The sequence below is a fragment of the Saccharopolyspora hordei genome (assembly GCF_013410345.1).
In the GTDB taxonomy this organism is placed as follows: Bacteria; Actinomycetota; Actinomycetes; order Mycobacteriales; family Pseudonocardiaceae; genus Saccharopolyspora; species Saccharopolyspora hordei.
This window is the reverse complement of sequence record NZ_JACCFJ010000001.1, coordinates 1,031,722-1,051,289: the sequence shown is the minus strand read 5'-3', so window position 1 is coordinate 1,051,289 and position 19,568 is coordinate 1,031,722. Positions and strand designations below refer to the sequence as shown.

Genomic DNA, 19,568 nt, shown 5'->3' with positions numbered 1-19,568 from the left:
CAGCACGGCCGCACCCAGGGCCGGGGCCGGCTGGGCTGCGCGGCTGCCCGCCCTGGTGATCGGCGCCGACCACCTCCGACCTGCGGAAAGGGACGTCCCGACCGAGCCGGGCCCGGCGGGCGGGGCCGCTGGTGAGCTGCCGCGACGTGTCCGTGCGCACGTCGGAACGCTGTCCCCACGCGCCCCGGGAGCGGCCGACCGGCGAGGCGCCGTCAGCGGGGGTCCCACGCTCTGGACGCCCGCCGTCTGGACCACTCGCCGCTGCTCGTGTCGACTACGCTCCCCAGGCGTGCGTACTCCAGCCCTCACCACCAGGTTGCGCCCGTTCACCTCGACGATCTTCGCCGAGATCACCGAACTGGCCCGCCGGACCGGCGCGGTCAACCTCGGCCAGGGCTTCCCGGACACCGACGGCCCCGAGGGCATGCTGCGGGTCGCTCAGGAGGCGATCGCCAACGGCGTGAACCAGTACCCGCCCGGGGCCGGTGAGCCCGACCTGCGCGCCGCGATCTCCGAGCACCGCTCCACGCGCTACGGCATCGAGCACGACCCCGAGGGCGAGGTCCTCGTGACCGTCGGCGCCACCGAGGCGCTGACCGCCGCGATGATCGCCCTGGTCGAGCCGGGCGAGGAGGTCGTGCTCATCGAGCCGTACTACGACTCCTACCCGGTCGCGGTCGCGATGGCCGGTGGGGTGCGCCGCACCGTCGCGCTCCGGCAGGGCCCCGACCACCGCTTCGAGCTCGACCTGGAGGCGCTGCGCGCCGCGGTCGGACCGCAGACGCGCGCCCTGGTGCTGAACTCGCCGCACAACCCGACCGGCACGGTGTTCACCGACGCCGAGCTGGCCGCCATCGCCGAGGTCTGCCGCGAGAACGACGTCATCGCCATCACCGACGAGGTCTACGAACACCTCCTCTACGACGGTCGGGAACACCACCCGCTGGCCACCCTGCCCGGGATGGCCGAGCGGACGCTGTCGATCTCGAGCGTGGGCAAGAGCTTCAGCGCCACCGGCTGGAAGATCGGCTGGGTCTGCGGCCCGGCCGAACTGGTCGCCGCGGTGCGCGCGGCCAAGCAGTTCATGACCTTCGTCGGCGGCGCCCCGTTCCAGCCCGCGGTCGCGCACGCGCTGCGCCACGAGCTCGACTGGGTCGAGCAGCTGCGCAAGGACCTCCAGCGCAAGCGGGACCGGCTCGCCGAAGGCCTGACCGAAGCGGGCTTCGACGTCCTCAGCAGTGAGGGCACCTACTTCATCTGCGCCGACGTCCGCCCGCTCGGGTTCGACGACGGTGCCGAGCTGTGCCGGTCGCTCCCGGAGCGCATCGGCCTCGCCGCGATCCCGGTGCAGGTCTTCTGCGACGACCCGGACCCGGTCCGGCACCTGGTCCGCTTCGCGTTCTGCAAGCGCGACGAGGTGCTGGACGAAGCGATCGCCCGCCTCCACAAGCTCGGCTGAACCCGCGGTCGGTGCGCGCCGCGCCGCGAGCGGCGCGCACCCGCGGGTCGGCCGGGGTGTTTCCGCGCTGGCCGCTCGGCGGCGGCCGGGCGGAGCGATCCCACCACGCCGCGCGGCGATCGCGCCCGAACCTCCTCCTGCGGTCAACGGCGCCCGCACCGGTGTCCGGAACACCCGGTGGAGTCGGCGTGGACCAGACCGCTCGGGCCGGGGCCGTCCACGCGGCACCACGCCTCCGCAGCACGCGCACGGTCCACGCGACGGACGCCCGATGACCGCTCCGACGACGACGATCGCTCACCTGGCACCTCCGTAGCCGAGGCAGACGAACCCCGATTCGCCGTGCTCCGCCTGCGCCCTGGCCAGGGCTTCGGCGGGGGCCGTGCCGGCGCGCAAGGCAGCGTGCAGCGACGTCATGACCTCGGCGGTCCGCTCGTCCGGCACCGGGACCACGCTGGCGATCACCGTGGCGGTGCCGCGACCGAGCAGGGTCGTCGCCAGGCCGCTGAGCTGGTCGCCGCGGCTCACCGCCGACCTGCCCACGTCACACGCTGAGAGCACCACCGTGGTCGGACCGCGGTGCAGGCGGTCGAGGTCGTAGGCGTAGAGCGGGCCGTCGGCCAGGTCCAGGCAGGACAGCAGCGGCTGGTCGTCGCGGAAGCGACCGTGCGCCGCGAAGTGCACCACCTCCGCACCGTCCACAGTGGAGAGCGCTCGCTCGGTGGTGGCGTCCGCGCCGAGCAGCAACCGACCACCCGCCGCCGCGTGCAGCGCCCGCACCTCGCGCTCCGCGTGGTCCAGTCCCGGTCCGGCGATCCACACCGACGACCCCGCCGGGTCGACGGCCCGCGCGTCCAGTGCGGCGCGCAGCCAGCACCGCACGGACGGCGCCACCGTGACGCTCCGCCCGCGGCAGGCCGGCAGCGCCGCCCAGGGCAGCACGTGCAGGCGCCCGGTCGGGACCACCACCAGCGGACGTCCCCGCTCCAGCGCGGGCAGCACCGGCTCCAGCAGCTGGGCCTGCAGTTCCTCGGCGGCTCGCCGGGCACCGCGCTCGAACGTCGGCGTGGCGCTCGGCGCGGTCCCGGTGGCCTGCCGGGCGAGCAGGTGCCGGAGGCGGGCCGCTTGCGCGTGCGCGCTGGACTCCGGGCCCAGCACGTGCAACCGCACCACCTCGTCCACCACGGACACCGCGAACAACCTCCCGCGGTGGGCGCAGAGGCTCAGCAGCACCGAGTCGCCCAGCTCGGCGGTCACCTCGCCCAGGCCGCACGGTGCCGGGAGCTCGCGGGTCCGCCCCTCCACGAGCAGGGCGCGGTGCCGGACCTGCTCCTCCAGCGCGGCGACTCTCCGCAGCGCCCGCTTCGGGTCCCGCACGCGGCGGGTCTCCTGCACCGCCGCCCGCAACCGCACCAGGGCCGAGTCCAGCCTCGCGTCCACCGGCGGGCGCAGCGCACGGCGGTGCAGGGCGCCGGCCCGCGACCGCTCCGTCCAGCGCAGCACCAGCTCCGGGTCCCCGCTGCGCAGTGCGGCACCGACCGCCAGGTCACCGAGTTCCGCGGCCAGCCCGGCGGTGTGCGCGCGCAGCTCGAAGGCCGCCATCTCGGAGACCTGGCCGTCCACCGCGCGCAACCCGTCCCGGCACGCCGCGAACAGCCGCTCCTGGTCGCCGTCCTGCTCCGCCAGCAGCGCTTCGGCCAACCAGCCCAGGGCCCGGTGCTGCGGCGCCGCCACCGCGGCGTCGCGCAGCGGGACGCACTGGGCCAGCAGCTTCCGGGACATCGCGCGCATCCCGGCCCGGGCCGCGCAGCCGCTCGCGGTGAGCCGGAGCTCCGCCGCCGCTCCCGTCCACCCGTGGTCGGCGCACGCCGCCGCCGCGCGCCGCGCCGCCGCCAGCGAGTACCGCGAGCACTGACCGGAGCGCAGCTTGGCCTGCCACAGCACCGCCGTCGCCAGCGCCGCCCACGCGGGGCGCCGCTGCGCGCGGAACAACCGACGCGCGCTGTCGGCCGCCTGCACCGCAGCGGGCAGGTCGTCGACGCGCAGCGCGCAGCCGGCCAACGCCAGCCGGGTGTCCGCGAGCCGCCCCGCCCGGCCGCAGACCGCCAACCGGTCGGCGGCCTGCTCCATGACCACCCGCGCCTCGGTGGCCAGCCCGGCCGCGGCCAGCGCCTCCGCCCGGTCGACCAGCGCTTCCGGGCTCGACCGCACGTCCAGCCCCGCGGTGACGGCTTCTTCGTAGAGCCGCAGCGCGCGCGGCAGGTCACCGGCGCGGTAGGCGACGAAGCCCCGGTTGTGCCGGCAGCCCGCGGCCCGCGCGGTCTGCCCGGCCGCCGCGAAGACCCGCTCCGCTGCGGACAGGTCCGCCTCGGCCGCAGCCAACCGGTGGGCGTCGAGGTTGGCCAGACCTCGCCCCATCAACGCGTTGGCCACCCAGCGCCGGTCGTCGGGCCGCAGGAGGTCCAGCGCCCGGGTCAGCTCGGCCCGGGCCTCGCGGTGCTGGTCGCTCCGGCAGTGCAGCAACCCGCGCAGGCACGCGGCCCGCCCCTGCTCGCCCCCCGGCAGCAGGGGCTCGGCCGCGCGCAGGTTCGCCCAACTGGCGTCCACGCCCCCGCGTTCCAGCTCGATCCACGCCAGCGTGAGCTGCACCTGCCCGGCCAGCTGCCACCGCTCCGCGCGCCGCGCGGCGGCGAGCCCGAGCCGGGCGTGGCGGTGCGCCTGCCGCACCCGCCCCTGCTCGACCGCGGCCAGCGCCGCGATGTGCCGGGCCAGCGCGCGCAGTTCGCCGTCCGGGCTGGACAGCAGTTCCCCGGCCTTGCGCATCGCCGCGTCCGGCGCGGAGCTGGCGTGGTCCCGCCACCACAGCGCGGAGCCGATCGGGTCCGGCGGTGCCACCGCCGTCCCGGCGCTCAACAGACCACCCAATCCGCGACGGCGGGCGCCGACCGCAGCGGCCGGAACACCACGCTGAGCGGACCGCGCGGCACCTCCGCGCCGTGGAACGCGCCGTGCTCGTCCAGCTCGGACGCGCTCTCGCCCGAGCGGTGGCGCAGCACCACGTCCCCGCGCGGCGGCGTGCCGCCCGACCGGTTGAGCACCATGCCGGACACCCGGTACCGGTCGTCCTCGACCGGGGCCAGGTCCAGCTCCAGCACCCGGCCGGGCATGGCGAAGGTGAACACCCGCGGCTCCGGCGCACCGAGCGACCGCACCACGGCCGACGACTCCGCCGAGTCCCCGATCAGGTGCAGCGCCACCGCGTCCCGGTAGCCCGCCCGGCGCGACATCGCCGCGTACGCGCCCGCGAGCGCGCGCTCCGGAACCGGGTCGCAGGACTGGAACAGGGCGCGCAGCCGGCGCAGTTCGTGCGGCATCCCCGCGTTCATCCCGCCACCTCCTCCGGCACGTCGGCGGCGAGCATCCGCCGCCGCAGCTGCGCCAGGCAGCGGCTCTTCTTGGGCCCGATGGTGCCGCGCGGCCACCCGAGGGCCTCGCTGACCTGCGCGTAGCTCGCCTCCGGCGCGACCGCGAGCACGCGCAGCAGCTGCTGGCAGCGCTGCGGGAGCTCGGCGAACGACCGCGCCAGCCGCGAGCTGGTCCACCGCCGCAGCACCTCGTGCTCGGGGTCCGCGACGGGCCCGGCCGTGCCGAGCACGTCCGAGTCCAGGCCCACCGGTGATTCCCGCCGGCGAGCGCGGTGCAGCCGCAGCGACTCCCGCCGCGCGGTGGTCACCAGCCACGCCGACAGCGCCCCCGGATCGCGCAGCCGCCCCAGGTTCTCCGCCAGCAGCAGCCACGTCGCCTGGCAGACGTCCTCGGCGTCCGCGGTGTTCGCGGAGAACGCCCGCGACACGCCCCAGACCACCGGTGCGTGGCGGTCCACCAGTTCCCGCCACGCCTGCTCGTCACCGGCCTCCGCCCGGCGCAACAGCACCGCGGTGCCGGTCTCCCCGGCCTCGTGCACGACCTGCTCCTCCCCGCTCTCGGTCTCCGCTCCCGGGGAATAGAGGAGCGAGCAGGCCGCACAGATCCACTCGAGATCGATTACCGCTCGAACGGGTGGCGATCACGGACCAGATCGAGTGCTTCCTCCCGGGTCCGGCCCTCGTGCAGCGCGGTCGCCACGGCCGCGGCCACCTGCGGAGCGGCGAAGGACGTGCCGCTCCAGCTCGCGTAGCCGAAGGTCCGCCCGCCGTCGCCGGTCAACCGGACGAAGCAGCTGGTCACCCCGACCCCGGGCGCGGCGGCGTCGACCCACGGCCCGAAGTTCGAGAACCCCGCCAGCGCCCCGTCCCCACCGACGGCGGCGACGCCCACCACCGACGGCAGTGCCGCGGGCCAGAACGGCCGGCTCCGCGCCTGGTTCCCGGCCGCCGCGACGACCACCGCGTCCGACCAGCGGTCCAGCTCCTCACGCAGGACAGGCGGGCACTCGTCGTCCGCGGTGTGGCACCCGGCGGTGAGCACGACGACCCCGATGCGCTCACCGCGCGCGGCCGCCGCCGACCGCAGCGACCGCAGCCCCGCCACCACCGCGTAGTCGTCGGTGAAGCCCAGCGAGGAGAGCACCCGCTGCGCCCGGACCACCGCGCCCGGAGCGTGCTGCAGCAGCACGCCGCTGACGAACGTGCCGTGACCGGCCTGCCGGTCCTGCCCCGCGTCGCCGTCGGCGTCGAGCACCTCCGGCACCGCCTCGAACCACGGCCGGTCCCGGAACCACGGGTGCGGGTCGCAGCCGGTGTCCAACACGCCCACCACCACGGGCGGATCCCACCGCACCGCAAGCGGTTCCGGCACCGGTGGCGCGGCCCGCGCGTCCGCACCGGTCCCGTACATGACGGGCGTCCCGTACATGACCGGGCAGCCGAAGTGCACGTGGTTGGCGGCGACACCGGCGGTCTCCCGCGCCATCTCGACACAGCGGTCCCGTTCCGGGCCGCGCAGGCGGACCCGGGCCAGGCCGTCGTCGTGCTGCACGCCGTCGATCCACCGCCGGAACCGGTCCAGGACCGGGTCGAGCGCGGTCGCCGACGCGATCAGCTCCCCGCGCCGCACCAGGCACTCCCCGCTGCCCCCGGGGTCGTGCAGCAGGAGGTCGTGGCCGTGAGCGGCCCACAGCTGCCGGAGTTCACCGATCCCGAGCTGGTTTCCCCATCCCTGATCCACAGCGGACACCCTGCCGCCGGGCCCGTCCGTCCACAGCGGACACGCCGCTCTCCGGGGCCCGACTCACCCGACCGACGGGCTCCACGATCTTCCCCCGTCGCCCGATTGCGTGGAGAATGGCGGACCGACCGCTGACCACCACGCGGTCGGTGGCGGTCAACTGCCACTCGAAGTGGTTGAATGCCATCATCGGCGTCGATCACGGCGCAACCAACGCGATGCCGCGCTCGGCGGCGCGGACCCGACCGACAGGGCGGTGGTGATCGTGACCGGAAGCTGCGCGCAGCGCGGTCCCCGATCGCGGTTCGCCCTGCTCGTCGCGCGGGTCTCGCTGCTCGGCGGCCTCTGCGCGGCTGGCTGGTTCGGCGGGGGCGCGGTCGCCGAGGCCGTCGAACCGCCCGACGTCGAGCGGCCTCGGGTCGAGGTCACCCCGACCGAGCCGGGCGTCACCCACCCTCACCTGGACGAGTTGCGGCCCGAGCTGGACGAGCTGCGGCCGGCCGAGCGGGGTGGAGCGCGGCCCGCGGTACCGGAGGAGGACGAGCTGCGGCCGTCCAGGCCCGACCTGGACGAGGTCGAGCCCGCCGAACCCGACCTGGACGAGGTGCAGCCGGCCGAACCCGAGCTGCCCGACATCGCCACGACCGCCCCGGCGGCACCGTTCGCCGCGGAGCTCGCCGTGGACCCGACGGCCACCCCGGCGGCACCGACCACGCTGCCGCCGGAGCCACCACGCCCCGACGCAGCACCACGCGTCGAGCTGGGCGCGCCACCGGACCGGGCAACGACCGCCGCGACGAGCGACCACCCGCGCGGCGCGGCCGAACCGCGCGCGCCCGACCCCGCCGAACCAGCGGGCACCGCACCGCTGGACGACAGTGACCACGGCACCGACGCGCCGTCCCAGCCCGCGTCCGGCAACGGTGGCGGCGCCCACGACCTGCGCACCGCGCTGGTCGTCCTCCCCACCGGCCCGAGCTTGGCTCACCCGTCGGCGCTCGGCGTGCCGCGCCCGGAAGACCGCCCGGTCTTGGGAACGTCGTCCGCCGAACCGTCGGCATCTCCCGACTGACGCTGCACCGAACCGCTCCGGCGGTGACGCTTGTTCCACCACACCCCAGCTCCGAGTCGGTCGTCTGCGCCCGGCCGACTCGGATCGGGGCCCACGAGCCTCCCGGCGACGTCACTGACCTGCCGACCCGTGAAGGCGTGGGCCCCGGCCCCGGTGCCGCACATGCCCCTGCGGCACCGGGGCGACACCAACCGCACGCCCCGCACATCGGCACGACGAGGGGCCGTGCCGATGTGCGGGCGGCGGCGCGCGGCCGGCCGTCCCGGTCCGTCCGGGCGGCCGCGCCGCAGCTCAGGCGAGGGGTGCGGTGAGGATCGTCGGGCCGCTGCCGCAGCACCCGGTGCCGGCCGCTGCGGCGAGGCGCCGGATCGCTTCCACCGACTGGTCCCCGGGCAACGTGTAGGGCACGCGGATCCAGCGCTCCAGCGACCCGTGCACCGAGAACCGGGCGCCCGGGGCGACGCGCACCCCGTGCTGCTCAGCGGCCACCGCCAGCCGGCTGCTCACCGGCTCGCCGATGTCGCACCACAGGGCCAGCCCGCCGTCGGGGAGCCGGAAGCGCCAGTGCGGCAGGTGCTCGCGCAGGGCGTCGACCAGGCACTGCCGCCGCTCGACCACCTCGGCCCGCCGACGGGCCAGGACCTCGTCGGCGTCGGTCAGCAGCTCGGCCAGCACGAGCTGCTCGAACACCGGGCTGCCGAGGTCCAGCGCTGCCCGCCCGGCGACCACGCGCTGCACGAACTCCTCGGACGCCCGGACCCAGCCCAGCCGCAGGCCGCCCCAGAACGACTTGCTGGCCGATCCGACGGTGATCACCCGCTCGGTCAGCGCGGCCATCGGCGGCGGTGGCTCCTCACCGGTGAGGTCGATGTCCACCAGGGTCTCGTCGACGACCGCGTTCGTGCAGGTCCGCGCCAGCGCGCGGGCGAGCCGGGCGCGGCCCTCGGCGTCCAGCCGGACGCCGGTCGGGTTGTGGAAGTCGGGGAGCAGGTACGCCAGCCGGGGTGAGGTCTGGCGCAGGGTCGCGGCCAGCAGCTCCAGGTCCCAGCCGTCCTCGACCATCGGCACCGCCACCGGCCTGGCGTGCAGACCGCGCAGCGCCTCCAGCGCGTTCGGGTAGGTGGGGTGCTCGACGAGCACCCGCTCGCCCGGGGAGACCAGCATGCGCAGCACCAGGGCGAACGCGTGCTGGGCACCGTGGGTGACGAGGACCTGCTCCGGGGTCGTCGGCAGGCCGCGCTGGGTGAACCGCTCAGCGATCCGTTCGCGCAGCAGCGGCAGGCCGTGCGGCTGGTAGCCGTGTCCGGTCAGGTGCTCGGGGAGGCGCACCCGGGCCCGGTCGACCGCGGCGCACAGCTCCGGCGGCGCGGTGGGCGCGGCCTGCGCGAGGTTGATCACCTCAGGGGTGGCCGGCGGGTACCAGCCGCCGCTCGCTCCGGTGGCGCGCGCCGCGTCCGGGAGCGTGGTCCACGACCCGGCGCCGCGGCGGCTGGCCACGAACCCCTCCTCGCGCAGCCGGTCCAGCGCGCGGGTGATCAGCGTGCGGCTGACGCCGAGGCTCTCCGCGAGTTCGCGTTCGGCGGGCAGCCGGGTACCCGGTGGCAGCCGGCCGTCCAGCACCAGGTGCCGCACCGCCACGGCCAGCAGCGACGACGACGGCCGGTCCGCGCCGTGCCAGGGGCCGAGCAGCTCGGCGAGCTTGCGACCGCGGAGCTGCGCGGTGACCGGGAACACCATGGAACCACCCTAGTCCGATTGGCCATCGAGTCGAGGCCAATCCTGCTCTATACAGGTCTCATGGCCTTCCGCAAGGTCCCCGTGGACCTCTCCCCGCTCCGGCTCCGGTGCAGACCGGTCCCGCGGCTCGCGCAACTGCTCGTCGGCCTGGTCGCTTACGGCGCCAGCATGGGGCTGATGGTCCGGGCGGAGCTCGGCCTGTCCCCGTGGGACGTGCTGCACGAGGGGCTGTCCGAGCGGCTGGGCTGGACCTTCGGCGCGGTCACCGCCCTGACCGGCGTGCTCGTCATGCTGGCCTGGCTGCCGCTGCGCCAGCGACCGGGCATCGGCACGGTGGCCAACGTCGTCGTCATCGCGTTCGCGGTGGACATCACACTGGCGCTGGTCCCGCGGCTCGACGCGCTGCCGGGCCGGATCGCGCTGATGGCCGGGGCGGTCGTGCTGAACGGGCTCGCGACCGCCGGGTACGTGGGCGCGCGGCTGGGGCCGGGCCCGCGGGACGGCCTCATGACCGGGGTGCACGCCCGCACCGGGTGGTCGATCCGTGTGGTCCGCACCACGATCGAGGTCGTCGTCCTCGCCGGCGGCTGGGTGCTCGGCGGCACAGTGGGGGTCGGAACCGCGCTCTACGCTGCGGCGATCGGTCCGCTGACCCAGGTGTTCCTGAGATTCACGACGGTCGGTCAGAAAAAAATCTCTGCCCCTAGAGACATCTTGGATACCACGCAGTAGCATGGACGCCGTCCACCTGACCCCCAGGGGTGGACCTTGACGCCCCCGCACTCCCGGTGACCCCCAGGCCGGTTGAGCGCGGGGGCGTCCTTCATCTCCGGGCCGGTGCCGCGGAGCCGGCGGCCGTCTTCAGCCGAGCCCGGGGTCGTCGTCCAGGCAGTGATCGGGGGGGCGCCGACCTCGGCGTGCCGGGCCGAGGTCGAGGACGGGCCGGTCGAGGACCAGCCGGCGCCGGGCAGCGGCGGAGCGGCCAGGAAGTCGTGCCCGACGCGGACGGTGCATCCTCATTCCCGGACTGGGGGCGCACCGGCTCGACCGGATTCAGAACCACCCGGAGTACTTCGAGAGGTTCTACCTGCGGATGATCGAGTCAGGGCTGAAGCCCGCGACCGCGCACCAGGTGCACCGAACCGCACGGACAGCGTTCGGCGAGGCGTACAAGCGGCAGTACATCCTGCGCAACCCGGTGGCAATCGCCAAGGCACCGCGGGTGGAAGAGGAAGAGATCGAACCGCTTGAGATCGAGGAGATGCAGCGGGTCATCGAGGCCGCGCTCAAGCGCAGGAACGGCGTCCGGTACGTCATCGCCCTGGCTCTCGGCACTCGGCAAGGTGAGTCCCTCGCGCTGAAGTGGGAGCGACTGAACCGGCAGAAGCGCACCTTGCGGATCACCAAGGCGCTCCAGCGTCGGACGTGGAGGCACGGCTGCTCCAATCCGCACCAGTGCGGCGCGAAGTACCACAGGACCAAGCCGTGCAAGGAGGGCTGCAAGCGCCACAAGCGAGCTTGCCCGCCGCCATGCCCGCCCGACTGCACCGACCACGCCCGTCGGTGTCCGCAGCGCACCGGTGGCGGGTTGGTCGAGGTCGACGTCAAGTCGAGGGCTGGGCGCAGGACCGTGACACTGCCCGACCAATTGTTCGAATTGATCCTCAAGCACGAGAAGACCCAGGCCGCCGAGCGTGCGCATGCGGGCACGGAGTGGCACAACGGCGGGTGGATGTTCACGCAGCCCAACGGCAAGCCGATCGACCCGCGCGACGACCTCGACGAGTGGAAGGCGATCCTCGCCGAGGCTGGCGTCCGCGAGGCCCGGCTACATGACGCACGGCACACCGCGGCCACCGTGCTGCTGATCCTCGGCGTCCCTGACCGGGTCGTGATGGAGCTCATGGGCTGGTCGTCGGTGGCCATGAAGCAGCGGTACATGCACGTCATCGACTCCGTCCGAAACGACGTAGCCGACCGGCTGAACACCTACTTCTGGGGCACCAACTGAGACCCAGATTGAGACCCAAAACGGCCCCACCGATCTCGGTGGGGCCGTTTTGGCAGCTCATGGCGGTGGCCAGGGGCGGGGTCGAACCGCCGACCTTCCGCTTTTCAGGCGGACGCTCGTACCAACTGAGCTACCTGGCCGATAGCGTCCGGCTCCATGCCGTTCGCCTTGGCGACCCAGACGGGACTTGAACCCGCGACCTCCGCCGTGACAGGGCGGCGCGCTAACCAACTGCGCCACTGGGCCATGCTTGCTCTCTTCAGTTGTTCGTACCCCCAACGGGATTCGAACCCGCGCTACCGCCTTGAAAGGGCGGCGTCCTAGGCCGCTAGACGATGGGGGCTTGGCCGATCCGGAACCGACCCGGCCTTGCCTCCAACCGGCTTTCCCTTTTCAGGTCCGCTCCGTTGGCAGTGACTAAAGCTTACGACATGCCTCCAGCGGGCCTGACACGGGGGGTCACTTGGGCCCAGCCGCCCCCTCGCGGGCCCCTCGCGGAGCCTGCGCCTGACGGCCAGACTACCGCCTTGACCTGCAGTTTTCGAGTCCTCGCGCCGGGCGTCCTCACCTCGCGACGGGGCCGCTCCCGGGCCGCCCAGGGGGCGACCACGGCTGGAGAACCCGGCAGAACGGACATGGTCGAGAATTGTGATCCGCGCCGCACCTCCCGGCCGCCCGAACCCAGCCCGGCGCGACCACCGGGCGAGCCCGGCACACCGCAGCCCTCGGCGCGGCCACCGGCACGCCACCACGCCCGGCCGGGGCGCCGCAGTCGAGGCGGAGACCGTTCGCCGATCCCGCCCGTCCGAGCGACGGGACCCACGATCGGTTGATCAACGCGACCACCAGAGGGTCACCGAGCCCCGCGTGCTGTGCCCAGCGGCCGACACCGCTGGGCGGCACCTCAGCGGGTGACCGGCGGCTCACCGTCCTCGTCGGGGGCCAAGCCCAGCATGTCCAGCAACAGCCTGCAATCCTCGGCGCTCTCCGCGCTGCGAGCGACCGCCATCCTCGCCTTGTGCACTTGCTCCGGCGAGATCCGCGCGGGCTCGCCAGTGCGCGGAGCGGGCACCGTCGCGGACTGGCGAGCGTGCCCGTCTTCCTGCTGCCACAAGAACTTCCGTACGTCCAGCGACCCGTACATGACGCCTCCCCGACCTCGGGTTACCGGCGCAGGCTATCCACAGGTTGTCCACACCCGCAGCCCCCCAGAGAGTGATTTGACTCGCACGCTGAGTAATCACGGGCGCGACCACGATCCACATCGGATGCTCGCCCCGCGACGAGCGGCCACCTCGATCATCCACACTGGACACCGACCGGAGTCGTCCAGCGCGCCGCCCGTCCGGGGGCGGTGCCCCAGGGAGGAACGCACATGACCACGCGCACGTTCACCGTCAGCGGCATGACCTGCGGCCACTGCGCCACCTCGGTCACCGAGGAGCTCTCCGAGCTGCCCGGCGTCACCGACGTGCAGGTCGCGGTGGAGAGCGGGCAGGTGACGGTGACCAGCGAGCAGGAGCTCAGCCGCGAGGCGGTCAGCGCAGCGGTCACCGAGGCCGGCTACACCCTCACCGAGTGGCCGAGCGCGAACTGAGCGCCACCGGCTGACCGGGGGGGGCGACGCACCGATCCCGACGGCACCGGCGCGATGCGTTGCGCGAGACCGCCGACCGGAGTCCCTCGCCGCATGCCGTACGCACGAATCGTGCGTCGAGAGCTCCCCAAACCACCCTGTCGCGTGCCACAATCGGGTCGCTGACACACCCCCGGTCAGCACTTGTGGAGATCCCCTCCGGCCCCCGCGTTCGTCCCCCTGACGCGGGGGCCCTCCGCGTCAGCACGGCGTAGCGCACCCACCACGGGCCGTGACCGGCCTCACAGCGATTCGCGCGCCGCAACCCAACCGTTATCGTGGGCGCGTGGCTCTAGGACGCAAGACCAGCCGTCGGCAGAAGGCGGCCGAAGAGGCCGAACCCGATCCCGAGTTCGAGTCGTACCTGGCTGCGCTGGCACCGGAGGAGGACGTGGAGTCCACCGGGGCCGGCCGCCGCTTCGGCGCGGCGCAGGTCTACCAGCTCCGGTTGCCCCTGATGGCCAACGAGCGGCTCAAGGAGCTCGCCGCCAAGCAGGGCACCTCCCCGGCCGCGCTCGCGCGCGACTGGGTGATGCAGCACCTCGCTCTGGAGGACGAGCAGGCCTCGGGCGGACCGGTGCCGCCCACGCCGCAGGCCCCGCAGACCCCGCCAGCATCTCAGCCCCCGCAGGCACCGCCGGCCGCGCAGGCCCCACCGGCTGCGCCCACGCCGCCGGTCCCGCCGGGAGCACCGGTGGGTCCGCCGCCGCCGGCACCGCCGGCAGCAGCGGACCCGATGTGGCCGGAACAGGACACCCAGAAGCAGTTCTCCCCGGTCGCCGAGCCGAGGCCGTACGGCGACGTCGAGCAGACCGAGGAGATCACCGTCCCGCAGAACCGCTTCCAGGCGTGACGCCCGGGACCCCCACCGGTCGTGGTGGGGGTCAGGCCGGGAGGCCGAGCTCCCGGGCGATGAGCATCCGCTGGACCTCGCTGGTCCCCTCGCCGATCTCCAGGATCTTGGCGTCGCGGTAGAAGCGGCCGACCGGCGTCTCGTTCATGAACCCGTAGCCGCCGAAGATCTGGGTGGCGTCCCGGGCGTTGTCCATCGCCGCGTTCGACGCGGCCAGCTTGGCGATCGCCGCCTGCTTCTTGTACGGCTCGCCGCGCAGCATCCGCGACGCGGCGTCGTAGTAGGCCAGGCGCGCGGTGTGCGCGCGCAGCTCCATGTCGGCGACCTTGAACTGCAGCGCCTGGTACTCGCCGATCTTGCGGCCGAACGCCTCGCGCTCGTCGAGGTAGCGCAGGCACTCGTCCACGCAGCCCTGGGCGAGGCCGACGCCGAGCGCCGCGATCGCCACCCGGCCCTCGGTGAGCGTGGCGAGGAACTGCGCGTAGCCGCGGCCCCGCTCGCCGAGCAGGTTCTCCGCGGGCACCCGGCAGTCGTCGAAGGACAGCGCGTGGGTGTCCGAGGCGTTCCAGCCGACCTTCGAGTACTTCGTGGCGACGGTGAACCCGGGCGTGCCGGCGGGCACGATGATCGTGGAGATCTCCTTGCGGCCGTCCGGCTTCTCCCCGGTCACCGCGGTGACCGTGACCAGGCCGGTGATGTCGGTGCCGGAGTTGGTGATGAACGCCTTCGACCCGTTGATCACCCACTCGTCGCCGTCCAGCACCGCCGTGGTGCGGGTGGAGCCGGCGTCGGAGCCGCCGTCCGGTTCGGTCAGGCCGAAGGCGCCGAGGATCTCGCCGCGGGCCAGCCGCGGCAGCCAGGTGCGGCGCTGCTCGTCGTTGCCGAAGCGGTAGATCGGCATGACGCCCAGCGACACGCCCGCCTCGAGGGTGATGGCCACCGAGGAGTCGACGCGGGCGAGCTCCTCCAGGGCCAGGCAGAGCGCGAAGTAGTCGCCGCCCATGCCGCCGTGCTCCTCGGGGATCGGCAGGCCGAACAGGCCCATCTCGCCCATGGTGCGCACCAGCGGGTACGGGAACTCCTCGCGTTCGTAGTACTCACCGATGACCGGGGCGACCTCCTTGCGGGCGAAGGCCCGCACGCTGTCGCGCAGGGCTTCGTGCTCTTCGCTGAGCCGGTGGTCCACCATCACTGGGCCTCCTGTGTTGCGCCGGCCGCCGCTGGCGAGTCCGGCGGACTGACGAGGACAGCCAGGGGCTGGTCGAGCCCGACCGACTGTCCTTCCCTCGCGTGCACTTCGGTGACGACGCCGTCGATCGGAGCGGTGACGGAGTGCTCCATCTTCATGGCTTCGACGACGAACAAGCGTTGTCCGCTGGTGACCTGCTGACCTGCGGTGACGTCGGCGACGAGCACCGTGCCGGGCATCGGGCTGGTCACCACGCCGTCGGAGCGGCCGGTGGTGCCGCCGCGGTCGGCGAGCAGCCGGTGCTCGGCGAGCGCCCAGACGTGGCCGTCGGCGGCCAGCCAGGTGGTGCCGTCCACGTGCGCGAACCGGTACCGCCGGGTGCGGCCCCGGTGGGTGACGACCAGCTCGTCCCCGCGCACCTCCGCCGCGGCCCGGTCCGCGACTTCCCCGGGAGTCGCGTCTGCACCGGTCGAGCCCGGTACCTCGACGGCGACCTCGGCGTCGTGGGCGCGGCCGCGGACGTGGACCGCGACCTCGCCGCCGTCGGCGGCGAAGCGCCAGGTGCTCCACGCCGGTTCGCCGAGCCGCCAGCCGCTGGGCACGTCCCACGGGTCGACGACCGGCCCGGTCGGCTCGGCCGCGAGCAGCCGTTCCAGGGCCGCGGCGACGTGGACCTCCTCGGGCGTGGTGGCGCTCGCGGCGACCAGCGCGTCGAGCTCGCGCTCCACCAGGCCGGTGTCGAGGTCGCCGGCCCGCACCCGCTCGTGCCGCAGCAGCGCGCGCAGGAAGGCGACGTTGGTCTGCAGGCCGAGCACCGCGGTGTCGGCGAGCGCCGCGTCCAGGCGGCGCAGCGCGTCGGCGCGGTCCGTGCCCCAGGCGATGACCTTGGCCAGCATCGGGTCGTAGTCCGAGCCCACCCGGGCGCCCGCGCGGACGCCGGAGTCCACCCGCACCCCGGGGCCGGTGGGCTCGTGCACGGCGAGCACGTCACCGCCGGTGGGCAGGAAGCCGCGGGCCGGGTCCTCGGCGTAGACGCGGGCCTCCACGGCGTGCCCGTCGAGGACGACGTCCTGCTGGGTCCAGGCCAGCGGTTCGCCCGCCGCGATGCGCACCTGCTGCTCGACGAGGTCGATGCCGCTCCGGCCGCCGACGGTGGCGACCAGCTCGGTGACCGGGTGCTCCACCTGCAGGCGGGTGTTCATCTCCATGAAGAAGAACTCGTCCGGCCGGTCCGCGGAGACGATGAACTCCACCGTGCCCGCGCCGACGTAGCCCACCGAGCGGGCGGCGTTCACCGCGGCGGCGCCGATGCGGGCGCGGGTCTCGGCGTCCAGCAGCGGTGACGGGGCCTCCTCGACGATCTTCTGGTGCCGCCGCTGCAGGCTGCACTCGCGTTCGCCGAGGTGGACGACACCGCCGTGCGCGTCGGCCAGCACCTGGACCTCGACGTGCCGGGGGCGGGAGACGAAGCGCTCCACGAACAGTGTGTCGTCGCCGAACGCCGCGCGCGCCTCCCGCCGGGCCGAGGCGATCTGCTCGTCCAGCGCGGCCTCGTCGTGCACCAGGCGCATGCCCTTGCCGCCACCACCGGCGGAGGGCTTGAGCAGCACCGGGAACCCGACCTCCACCGCCGCCCGGTGCAGGTCCGCGTCGGTCATGCCCGGGTCGCTGCGGCCGGGGACCACCGGGACGTCGGCGGCCGACACCGTCTGCTTGGCGCGGATCTTGTCGCCCATCGACTCGATCGCGGCCGGTGGCGGGCCGATGAACACGATCCCGGCGCGGGCGCACTCCTCGGCGAACGCCGCGTTCTCGGCGAGGAAGCCGTAGCCGGGGTGGACCGCCTGGGCGCCGGTGCTGCGGGCGGCGTCCAGGACCCGCTCGACGTCGAGGTAGCTCTCCGCGGCCGCGCTCGGTCCGATGTGGACGGCCGTGTCGGCCTCGCGCACGTGCCGGGCGTCGCGGTCGGCGTCGCTGAACACCGCCACCGAGCGGATGCCCATCCGGCGCAGCGTCCGGACCACCCGGACCGCGATCTCACCCCGGTTCGCCACCAGCACCGTGTCGAAGTGCTGCATCGTCATCCCTTCGCCTCGCACGGCTCACGACTGGTCATCGGTGCCCTCACATCCGGAAGACGCCGTAGGAGACGTCCTGCAGCGGGGCGTTGGCCGCTGCCGAGATCGCCAGGCCGAGCACCGTCCTGGTCTGCTTGGGGTCGATGACGCCGTCGTCCCAGAGGCGGGCCGTCGCGTAGTAGGGGTGGCCCTGGTGCTCGTACTGGTCGCGGATCGGCTGCTTGAACGCTTCCTCGTCCTCGGCCGACCACTGCTCGCCGCGCGCCTCGATCTGGTCGCGGCGGACGGTGGCCAGCACCGAGGCCGCCTGCTCGCCGCCCATCACCGAGATCCGCGCGTTCGGCCACATCCACAGGAAGCGCGGCGAGTACGCCCGGCCGCACATCGAGTAGTTGCCCGCGCCGAAGGACCCGCCGATGACCACGGTGAACTTGGGGACCCGGGCGCAGGCCACCGCGGTGACCATCTTCGCGCCGTGCTTGGCGATGCCGCCCGCCTCGTACTCCTTGCCGACCATGAAGCCGGAGATGTTCTGCAGGAACACCAGCGGGATGGAACGCTTGTCGCACAGCTCGATGAAGTGCGCGCCCTTGAGCGCCGACTCGCTGAACAGGATGCCGTTGTTGGCCACGATCCCCACCGGGTGGCCGTGGATGCGGGCGAACCCGGTGACCAGCGTCTGGCCGTAGTCGTGCTTGAACTCGGCGAACCGGCTGCCGTCGACGATGCGGGCGATGACCTCGCGCACGTCGTAGGGGGTGCGGCTGTCGGTGGGGACCACGCCGTAGAGCTGGTCCGGGTCGACCACCGGCTCCTCGACCGGCGCGACGTCCCACGGCCGCGGCGCGCGCGGGCCGAGGGTGCTGACGATGGAGCGGACGATGCGCAGCGCGTCGGCGTCGTCGGCGGCCAGGTGGTCGGTGACACCGGAGGTGCGGGAGTGCAGCTCGCCGCCGCCCAGCTCCTCGGCGGTCACCTCGGCGCCGGTCGCGGCCTTCACCAGCGGCGGGCCGCCGAGGAAGATGGTGCCCTGCTCGCGGACGATCACCGCCTCGTCGCTCATGGCCGGCACGTAGGCGCCGCCCGCGGTGCACGAGCCGAGCACGGCCGCGATCTGCGGGATGCCGCGGGCGGACATGGTCGCCTGGTTGTAGAAGATCCGCCCGAAGTGCTCGCGGTCCGGGAACACCTCGTCCTGCCGGGGCAGGAAGGCGCCGCCGGAGTCCACCAGGTACAGGCAGGGCAGGTTGTTGTGCAGGGCGACTTCCTGCGCGCGCAGGTGCTTCTTGACCGTGATCGGGTAGTAGGTGCCGCCCTTGACCGTGGCGTCGTTGGCCACCACCACGCACTCGCGGCCGGACACCCGGCCGACGCCGGTGATGATGCCGGCCGAGGGCGCTTCGTCGTCGTACAGGCCGTGCGCGGCCATCGGCGAGAGCTCCAGGAACGGCGATCCCCGGTCGAGCAGCGCGTCCACCCGGTCGCGGGGCAGCAGCTTGCCGCGCTGCACGTGCCGGGCGCGGGCCTTCTCCGGGCCGCCGAGCCGGACGCGGGCCAGCTGGGCGTTGAGGTCCTCGACGAGCTTCGCGTGCTCCTCGGTGTAGCGGGCGAACTCCGCCGAGTCCGGGTCCGCGGTCGTGCGCAGGACGGGCGCATCCATGCGGGGCACACCTTCCACGGGACGTTAGTCAGCGTTAACGCGACCGATGTTAACGACGACTAACCGACTCGTCTAGCATCGACACCGATGTCCACCGGTTCCAGCAAGCCCACCCGCCGCGAGCAGATCCTGGCCGCGGCGGCGGAGAAGTTCGCCCGCGCCGGCTTCCACGGCGTGGGCATCGACGACATCGGCAGCGCCGTGGGCATCTCCGGGCCCGCGCTCTACCGGCACTTCCGCAGCAAGGACGCGATGCTCGCGGAGCTGCTCACCGGCATCAGCGACCGGCTGCTGCACGGCGGGCAGGACCGCGTCGGCGAGGCCGCGGACCCGCGCGACGCGCTGGACCGGCTGGTGCGCTGGCACGTCGAGTTCGCGCTGACCAACCCGGCGCTGATCACCGTGCACATGCGCGACCTGGACAACCTCGCCGAGACCGACCGCAACAAGGTCCGCGAGCTGCAGCGCAGCTACGTGGAGGTCTGGGTGGACGTGCTGTGCCAGGTCCGGCCGGACCTGGAGCGGCCCACCGCCCGCGCCACCGCGCACGCGGTGTTCGGCCTGATCAACTCCACGCCCTTCAGCAAGCACCTGGACACCGAGGCGATGTCCCGGCTGCTGCACTCGATGGCCCTCGGCGCCATCGACCGCGCCACGAGCTGACCGACCCCGCCTGCGCTGGCGAGACCGGTCCTGACGTCGTCCAA

The 19,568-nt window shown here is 73.9% G+C and carries 15 protein-coding genes, 3 tRNA genes and 1 pseudogene; 7 read left to right on the top strand and 12 right to left on the bottom strand.

From position 1 onward, the window contains the following. Positions 1-289 precede the first annotated feature (289 nt). Positions 290-1,459, top strand: coding sequence for a pyridoxal phosphate-dependent aminotransferase (locus HNR68_RS04930; RefSeq protein WP_179718070.1), 1,170 nt, complete (start codon positions 290-292; stop codon positions 1,457-1,459). 297 nt (positions 1,460-1,756) lie between these two features. Here the strand turns inward: HNR68_RS04930 and HNR68_RS04925 are convergent, their stop codons facing one another. The 4 genes from HNR68_RS04925 to HNR68_RS04910 form a co-directional block, all read right to left on the bottom strand. Beyond that, positions 1,757-4,372, bottom strand: a complete 2,616-nt coding sequence (locus tag HNR68_RS04925; protein WP_179718068.1) for a CHAT domain-containing protein — start codon at positions 4,370-4,372, stop codon at positions 1,757-1,759. Further along, positions 4,369-4,845, bottom strand: coding sequence for a hypothetical protein (locus tag HNR68_RS04920; RefSeq protein ID WP_179718066.1), 477 nt, complete (start codon positions 4,843-4,845; stop codon positions 4,369-4,371). The genes HNR68_RS04925 and HNR68_RS04920 overlap by 4 nt, the downstream gene beginning before the upstream one ends. After that, the gene (locus HNR68_RS04915; protein WP_179718065.1) at positions 4,842-5,423 is read right to left on the bottom strand and encodes a sigma-70 family RNA polymerase sigma factor; all 582 of its coding nucleotides are present in this window, start codon (positions 5,421-5,423) and stop codon (positions 4,842-4,844) included. The genes HNR68_RS04920 and HNR68_RS04915 overlap by 4 nt, the downstream gene beginning before the upstream one ends. 80 nt (positions 5,424-5,503) lie before the next feature. Further along, positions 5,504-6,625, bottom strand: coding sequence for a S8 family peptidase (locus tag HNR68_RS04910; protein ID WP_343049943.1), 1,122 nt, complete (start codon positions 6,623-6,625; stop codon positions 5,504-5,506). Between the two features lie 265 nt (positions 6,626-6,890). Here HNR68_RS04910 and HNR68_RS04905 point away from each other — a divergent pair, with 265 nt between their 5' ends. Next, positions 6,891-7,697 carry a prolipoprotein diacylglyceryl transferase gene (locus HNR68_RS04905; protein WP_179718063.1) on the top strand — a complete coding sequence of 269 codons (807 nt, stop codon included), beginning with the start codon at positions 6,891-6,893 and terminating at the stop codon, positions 7,695-7,697. 291 nt (positions 7,698-7,988) lie between these two features. On the opposite strand, the gene yczR is transcribed toward HNR68_RS04905, so the two are convergent. After that, positions 7,989-9,434 (bottom strand): MocR-like transcription factor YczR, encoded by a 1,446-nt coding sequence (gene yczR / locus HNR68_RS04900; protein WP_179718061.1) that lies wholly within the window; start codon positions 9,432-9,434, stop codon positions 7,989-7,991. Positions 9,435-9,494: 60 nt separating this feature from the next. Between yczR and yczE the strand changes: the two genes are divergently transcribed. Both yczE and HNR68_RS26650 read left to right on the top strand, forming a co-directional pair. Then, positions 9,495-10,166, top strand: a complete 672-nt coding sequence (gene yczE / locus HNR68_RS04895) for a membrane protein YczE (RefSeq protein WP_179718059.1) — start codon at positions 9,495-9,497, stop codon at positions 10,164-10,166. A 283-nt stretch (positions 10,167-10,449) separates the two neighbouring features. Further along, positions 10,450-11,445 (top strand): annotated as a pseudogene (locus HNR68_RS26650) (tyrosine-type recombinase/integrase); the annotation flags it as partial. Between the two features lie 66 nt (positions 11,446-11,511). Here the strand turns inward: HNR68_RS26650 and HNR68_RS04885 are convergent. The 4 genes from HNR68_RS04885 to HNR68_RS04870 form a co-directional block, all read right to left on the bottom strand. Beyond that, positions 11,512-11,585 (bottom strand) — tRNA-Phe (locus HNR68_RS04885). A gap of 29 nt (positions 11,586-11,614) precedes the next feature. After that, positions 11,615-11,691, bottom strand: a tRNA-Asp gene (locus HNR68_RS04880). Between the two features lie 24 nt (positions 11,692-11,715). Then, positions 11,716-11,788, bottom strand: a tRNA-Glu gene (locus tag HNR68_RS04875). A gap of 561 nt (positions 11,789-12,349) precedes the next feature. Next, complete coding sequence (locus tag HNR68_RS04870) at positions 12,350-12,589, bottom strand: hypothetical protein (RefSeq protein WP_179718057.1); 240 nt, start codon at positions 12,587-12,589, stop codon at positions 12,350-12,352. Between the two features lie 231 nt (positions 12,590-12,820). Here HNR68_RS04870 and HNR68_RS04865 point away from each other — a divergent pair, with 231 nt between their 5' ends. Next, entirely contained in the window at positions 12,821-13,042 is a 222-nt protein-coding gene (locus tag HNR68_RS04865) for a heavy-metal-associated domain-containing protein (protein ID WP_179718055.1), read from the top strand. Positions 13,043-13,367: 325 nt separating this feature from the next. Continuing rightward, complete coding sequence (locus tag HNR68_RS04860) at positions 13,368-13,934, top strand: hypothetical protein (protein ID WP_179718053.1); 567 nt, start codon at positions 13,368-13,370, stop codon at positions 13,932-13,934. Between the two features lie 31 nt (positions 13,935-13,965). Here the strand turns inward: HNR68_RS04860 and HNR68_RS04855 are convergent, their stop codons facing one another. Genes HNR68_RS04855 through HNR68_RS04845 form a run of 3 tightly spaced genes read right to left on the bottom strand, consistent with a single transcriptional unit; the run spans position 13,966 to position 18,861 of the window. Beyond that, positions 13,966-15,123: an acyl-CoA dehydrogenase family protein gene (locus HNR68_RS04855; RefSeq protein ID WP_179718051.1), complete on the bottom strand. Its 1,158-nt coding sequence runs from the start codon at positions 15,121-15,123 to the stop codon at positions 13,966-13,968. After that, positions 15,123-17,207 carry an ATP-binding protein gene (locus HNR68_RS04850; protein WP_179718049.1) on the bottom strand — a complete coding sequence of 695 codons (2,085 nt, stop codon included), beginning with the start codon at positions 17,205-17,207 and terminating at the stop codon, positions 15,123-15,125. The genes HNR68_RS04855 and HNR68_RS04850 overlap by 1 nt, the downstream gene beginning before the upstream one ends. Positions 17,208-17,247: 40 nt before the next feature. Next, on the bottom strand, positions 17,248-18,861 hold the full coding sequence (locus tag HNR68_RS04845) for a carboxyl transferase domain-containing protein (protein ID WP_179718047.1): 1,614 nt from the start codon (positions 18,859-18,861) through the stop codon (positions 17,248-17,250). Between the two features lie 87 nt (positions 18,862-18,948). Between HNR68_RS04845 and HNR68_RS04840 the strand changes: the two genes are divergently transcribed. After that, on the top strand, positions 18,949-19,524 hold the full coding sequence (locus HNR68_RS04840; RefSeq protein ID WP_179718045.1) for an SACE_7040 family transcriptional regulator: 576 nt from the start codon (positions 18,949-18,951) through the stop codon (positions 19,522-19,524). The last annotated feature ends 44 nt before the right edge of the window (positions 19,525-19,568 follow it).

Excerpts from the sequence above, each read along its gene's own strand:
- HNR68_RS04920 (WP_179718066.1), bottom strand. The coding sequence starts at position 4,845 with ATGAACGCGGGGATGCCGCACGAACTGCGCCGGCTGCGCGCCCTGTTC.
- yczR (WP_179718061.1), bottom strand. The coding sequence starts at position 9,434 with ATGGTGTTCCCGGTCACCGCGCAGCTCCGCGGTCGCAAGCTCGCCGAG.
- yczE (WP_179718059.1), top strand. The coding sequence starts at position 9,495 with ATGGCCTTCCGCAAGGTCCCCGTGGACCTCTCCCCGCTCCGGCTCCGG.
- HNR68_RS04870 (WP_179718057.1), bottom strand. The coding sequence starts at position 12,589 with ATGTACGGGTCGCTGGACGTACGGAAGTTCTTGTGGCAGCAGGAAGAC.
- HNR68_RS04865 (WP_179718055.1), top strand. The coding sequence starts at position 12,821 with ATGACCACGCGCACGTTCACCGTCAGCGGCATGACCTGCGGCCACTGC.
- HNR68_RS04855 (WP_179718051.1), bottom strand. The coding sequence starts at position 15,123 with ATGGTGGACCACCGGCTCAGCGAAGAGCACGAAGCCCTGCGCGACAGC.
- HNR68_RS04850 (WP_179718049.1), bottom strand. The coding sequence starts at position 17,207 with ATGACGATGCAGCACTTCGACACGGTGCTGGTGGCGAACCGGGGTGAG.
- HNR68_RS04845 (WP_179718047.1), bottom strand. The coding sequence starts at position 18,861 with ATGGATGCGCCCGTCCTGCGCACGACCGCGGACCCGGACTCGGCGGAG.
- HNR68_RS04840 (WP_179718045.1), top strand. The coding sequence starts at position 18,949 with ATGTCCACCGGTTCCAGCAAGCCCACCCGCCGCGAGCAGATCCTGGCC.